General features: G+C 73.4%; 5 protein-coding genes. 1 reads left to right on the top strand and 4 read right to left on the bottom strand.

Annotated elements, in window-relative coordinates; translation table 11 throughout:
• Positions 1-768: amino acid permease (locus LLG88_10200; GenBank protein ID MCE5247275.1), on the top strand; the 768-nt coding region annotated here is incomplete at its 5' end.
• A gap of 61 nt (positions 769-829) precedes the next feature.
• Here LLG88_10200 and LLG88_10205 read toward each other — a convergent pair.
• From LLG88_10205 to LLG88_10220, 4 genes are all read right to left on the bottom strand, one after another.
• The gene (locus tag LLG88_10205; GenBank protein ID MCE5247276.1) at positions 830-1,624 is read right to left on the bottom strand and encodes a metal ABC transporter permease; all 795 of its coding nucleotides are present in this window, start codon (positions 1,622-1,624) and stop codon (positions 830-832) included.
• Positions 1,621-2,187, bottom strand: coding sequence for an ATP-binding cassette domain-containing protein (locus tag LLG88_10210; GenBank protein ID MCE5247277.1), 567 nt, complete (start codon positions 2,185-2,187; stop codon positions 1,621-1,623). The genes LLG88_10205 and LLG88_10210 overlap by 4 nt, the downstream gene beginning before the upstream one ends.
• Before the next feature lie 70 nt (positions 2,188-2,257).
• On the bottom strand, positions 2,258-3,151 hold the full coding sequence (locus LLG88_10215; protein MCE5247278.1) for a metal ABC transporter substrate-binding protein: 894 nt from the start codon (positions 3,149-3,151) through the stop codon (positions 2,258-2,260).
• Between the two features lie 14 nt (positions 3,152-3,165).
• Complete coding sequence (locus LLG88_10220; GenBank protein ID MCE5247279.1) at positions 3,166-4,851, bottom strand: porin; 1,686 nt, start codon at positions 4,849-4,851, stop codon at positions 3,166-3,168.
• Positions 4,852-4,976: the final 125 nt, after the last annotated feature.

Consider the following 4,976-nt stretch of genomic DNA (forward strand, 5'->3'; position numbering starts at 1 on the left):
TGGAAGCCGTTCATGCCGTTCGGCTTCTCCGGCGTGATGACCTCGGCGGCGATCGTCTTCCTCGCGTACGTCGGCTTCGACGCGGTCTCGACGGCGGCGGAGGAGACGATCAACCCGCAGCGCGACATGCCGATCGGGATCGTCGGCTCGCTCTGCGTGGCCACGGTGCTCTACATAGCGGTCTCGGCGATCATGACCGGCGTCGTGCCGTACACGGAGCTCGACGTGGCCGACCCGGTGGCGCTGGTGCTCAACCACCTCGGCATGCCGTGGGCTTCGGCGGTGATCAGCGTCGGGGCGATCGCGGGGATCACCAGCGTGCTGCTGGTGCTGCTGCTCGGGCAGCCGCGGATTCTCTTCGCGATGTCCCGCGACGGGCTGCTGCCGCCGTTCCTCTCCAAGGTCCACCCGCGGTTCCAAACGCCGTACCTGACGACGATCTTCATCGGCGCGGTCGTCGCGCTGGCCGCGGGGCTGACGCCGATCAACGTCTCCTCGGAGCTCTGCTCGATCGGGACGCTCTTCGCCTTCATCATCGTCTGCGCCGGCGTGATCGTGCTGCGGCGCACGCGCCCCGATCTGGACCGGCCGTTCAAGGTGCCGCTTTTCCCGGCGCTGCCTGCGGTGGGGATCGTGTTCTGCGGCGCGCTGATGGTCAGCCTTCCCGGAACGGCCTGGATTCGTTTCGCGGTCTGGCTGGTCGCCGGCTTGCTGATCTTCTTCACCTACGGCGTCCGCAAGAGCCGCGTCGGCAACGGGAACGTGTAGGGGAGGCTGGCGCGGTGGAGGCGCCGCTGTTCCGACGACGTGATCGGCGCGCCAGCCTCCCCTACGCGCGCGCGGGAATCAGGCGCACCAGCGCGGCGGGAAGAAGAACCGCCACGAGGACCGGGCCGAACGGCTGGTCGAGCATGATCGCCGCGGCGAAGGCGACGAGGTACGAGGCCACGCCGAAGCCCGCGCTCCAGAGCAAAGAGCGCCTCCAGCCCCCCGCGCGGCGGAAGGCGACCCACGGTGGAACGAAGACCAACGCGAAGGCGGCCATCACGCCGATCGTCGTCGACGCCAGCGCCAACGCCGACGCGGCGAGCAGGTCGAAGGCCAGCTCGTGGCGCCACGCCGGGCGCGCGTTGGCGCGGAAGTGGTCGGGGAAGAGCCGCCCCAGGAGAAGCCGCGGCGAGAGCCACGGCAGCGCGGCCGCCGCGACGAGCACGATCCCGCCGAGCTCCGCCGCTCGCCGCGCGTTCGAGAAGTAGAGCTGCCCCTCGCTCACCGCGCGGGCCAGCTCGCCGCCGTGCGCGGCGTTGGCCGCGGCGAGCAGCGAGAGGGTCCAGCCGGCGAGGATCATCATCCCGTAGTTGTCGTTGCCGGCGCGGCCGACGATCGTCTTCGCCGCCACGGCGAACGCCGCCGCGGCGAGCGCCGCGGGAAGGCCGGGATAGCCGACGACCGCCCCGAGGACGACGCCGGCGCCCGCGACCTGCGCGACGCCGAGCGAGGAGAGCCACTCCTCGCGCATCCGCACGTAGGCCCCGAGAACCGGCAAAAGAAGCGCGAGCAGCAGCCCGTTGAGGAACGGCGCGAGGAAGATCGGGTCGAAGACCCGCGAGAAGTCGAGGTTCATCGCCCCACCTCCACCACGCGGTCGGCGACGCGGGCGAGGAAGTCGGCCTCGTGGCTGACGACGACGACGCCGCGGGCGTCGCGCGCCGCGGTCAGCGCCGCGGCGAGCGCGTCCACCGTCGCCGCGTCCATGTTGTTCGTCGGCTCGTCGAGGTAGACGAGGCGCGCCGGCGAGCCGAGGCAGGCCCAGACGCTGAGCAGCTGGAACTGCCCGCCGGAGAGCCGGTCGATCCGCGTCCGCAGCAGGGGGCGCAGCGTCTCCGGCGCCTCCGACGGCTTGGCGTGCGTCAGGCGCAGCACGTCGCGCGCCGCGATCGGCGCCTCGGCCGGGCGCACCGGCCGCTGCCGCTGCACCTCGACGCGCACCCCCGGCGCGGTCGTCGCCGTGCCGCCGAAGACGCGCGCCGTTCCGGCGAGCGCGCCGAGGAGCGTCGACTTCCCCGCGCCGTTCGGCCCGGCGACGCCGACGATCTCCCCGGCGTCCACGTGGAACGAGACCGGCCCGACGACCGGCGCGGCGTAGCCGGCGACGAGCCCCTCCACCGTCAGAAGGCGCTCGCTCATCGCGCCGCGCCCTTCGCGGCGGGATCCGCTTCGGCGCGCGCCGCGCGTCGGTCGGTCGAGGGCCGCGCGCTCATCGCGCCGCGCCCGTCGTCGCCGCCACCCAGCGGTCGATGTGGTCGAGGTACCCCTTGCCGTCGGCGCCGAGGTCGCACTCGAGCTGAAGCTGCCGCTCCGGCCAGCCGAGGTTCTTGGCGAGGAATCGCGGCCCTTCGCCCGGGTGGAACGAGTCGTAGAGGATCGCGCCCCGCTTGCCGGAGAGCGACGCGACGAGCTCCCGCAGATGCGCGGCCGTCGGCGGCACGCCGGGGAGCGGCTCGACGTAGCCGAGGATCGGCACGCCGAGCAGCGCGGCGAGGTAGTCGCCGTCCTTGTGGAAGAAGACGACGCCCGGCGCCCCCGCGGCGCGCCGCTTCCACTCGGGGATCCGCGCGGCGACGTCGCGCGCGAACGCCTCGGCGTTCGCCTTGTAGCGCGCGGCGCCGGCCGGATCGAGCGTCGCGAGCCGCGCGGCGAGCGCCTGCGCCACGCGCGCCATCCGCTGCGGGTCCATGTAGTAGTGCGGATTGCCGGCGGGGTGGACGTCGCCGCGCGCGCGGTCGGCGGCCTCGCCCTTGCCGAGGAGGTCGATCTGCGCCGCCCCCTCGAAGTAGCCGGGGCGCGGCGGGAGGATCTTCGGGTTGTTGGCCCCCTGCAGCGCCGCGGGCAGCCAGCCGACCTCGAGCTCCGCGCCGACCGCGAGCAGCAGGTCGGCGTCGCGCAGCGCGAACATCATGCTCGGCTTGGCGAGCAGGTAGTGCGCGTCGCGGTCGGGCGGCGCGAGCACGGTGATCTTCGCCGCGTCGCCGGCGACGACGCGGGCCAGCATCCCCATGCTCGAGGTGGTGGCGACGACGTTGAGCTTGGCCTCGGCGGCGAAGGCCGTCGCGGCGAGCAGCGAAAAGGCGACGAGCGACTTCTTGATCATGGCTTCCTCCGCCGTCAGAACTTGTGCGCGCCGTGCGCGCCGAGACTCAGTTGGTACTGCACGAAGAGCTGGCCGAACGTCTCGCCCGAGCCGTCGATCGGGACGCGCGTCCGGCTCCACTGCACGCGGAGCCGCGAGAACTCGGTCAGGTTCGCGGTGACGTCGGCCGACCAGCGCGAAACGGCGTCGTAGTCGATCGTGCCGAGAGAACCCGCGTCGAGGCGGTTCGTCGCGCCGGCGACGTCGCGGCGCAGCCCGATCGTCAGGCGCGGCGCGACGCCGTAGACGGCCTGCGCGAAGTAGCCGTCCTGCGTCGCGCGGCGCCGGTCGCCGAGGCGGTCGTCGGCGAGGCCGACGACGTCGAGGTCCTTGACGCGCCGGATGTACTCGGCGACGAGCGAGAGGCCGCCCGCGCCGTACTGCCGGCCCGAGTCGTACTTGTAGACCGCGTCGAGGCCGAAGAAGCGCGTCGTTCCTTGGCGCGCCTCGTCGGCGCCGAGGAACTGCACGATCTCCTGGTGGCGCGTCGCCCTGCCGTACGAGGCGCCGAGCTGCAGCGCCGAGCTGTAGCCGACGTCGGGGGCGATCTTGGCGAAGGCGGTGAAGAGGCGCGGGCCGGACTTGCGGTCGAAGTACGGATGCTCGTCGTCCCGGCCGACGTAGGCGGCGACGAACTCGTTCTCTCCCTGCAGCGCCTCGACGCCGATCGTCGCGTAGAACGGCAGGCGCGGAACCCAGTTCATCTGCAGTCCCGTGTCGGCCAGCGCCTCGCCGAAGAGGAGCTGGTAGGGCAGGGGGGCGTCGACGAAGTCCCACTGGTGCGAGTGCTGCTTGTTGAGGTAGCCGACGCCGCTCTTGAACTTGCCGAAGCGGAGCTGCAGGCCCCACGGCAGCGCCCGCGTCTGCGCGTACGCCTCCTCGACCGACGCGCCGCCGTCGCCGTCGAACGACAGCACGGCCCAAGCGTCGAAGTAAGGATCGACGGCGCCGGAGATCGCGACCTCCGTCTCGCCGAGGTTGAAGCCGCTCTTGCGCGCCTCGGGGCCGAGGCCGAAGCCGTCGGCGCGCGCGAGGAGCGCGTCGCCGTCACCCTCGCGGCCGTCGTGGTAGTAGAGGCCCGACGGGATCACCGAGATCGACGGGTTGAAGGAGCTTCCGGACGAGACCGCGCCGGTCGCGTCGGCGACGTCGTACGGCGCGAGGCCGACGGGGTCGGCGGGGCCGCGCGGCCCCGTCGCCGACGGCGGCGTCTCCCGCGACGGCTCGCCGATCGTGCGCGCGGGCGCGGCGGGGGCGTTCGCCCCTTCGGTCGCGGCGCCTGGCGTCGGCGCGCCGTTCGCCGCCGCGGCCGTCTCCGCCGCGGCGCCGGGCGTCGGCGCGCCGGCTGTCTCGGCCGCGGCGCGGGCCTTCAGTTCGTCGAGCGCGCGGCGGTCTTCGCGGCGCTCGGCCGCGAGCTGCTCCAGCGCCGCGCGGAGCGACTCGACGTCGCTCTTCGCGGCGCCGCCGTCGAGACGCGCCACGCGGGCGCGCAGTTGTTCGATCTGCTGTTCGGCGGCCTGCTGCCGCTCTTCCAGTCGCCGCAGCTTCGCCGCGGCCGAATCGTCGTCGGCGCGCGCCGGAAGGACGGCCGCGCCGAGCGCGACGGCGACGGCCGCCGCGCGGTACGCGGCGCGGAACGCCGCGCCACAAAGTGCACGCATGATCTTCTCCTGAATTCCATCGCTGTCGCCGCGCACGGCGCAACGGCCGCCCGCGGCGCGTCGAACGTCACGGGACGAACAAGCGGCGGAGGCTAGGAGAAGAGGGGCGGACTGCGCGGATCGGG

The organism is bacterium, assembly GCA_021372775.1.
Lineage (GTDB): Bacteria > Acidobacteriota > Polarisedimenticolia > J045 > J045 > JAJFTU01.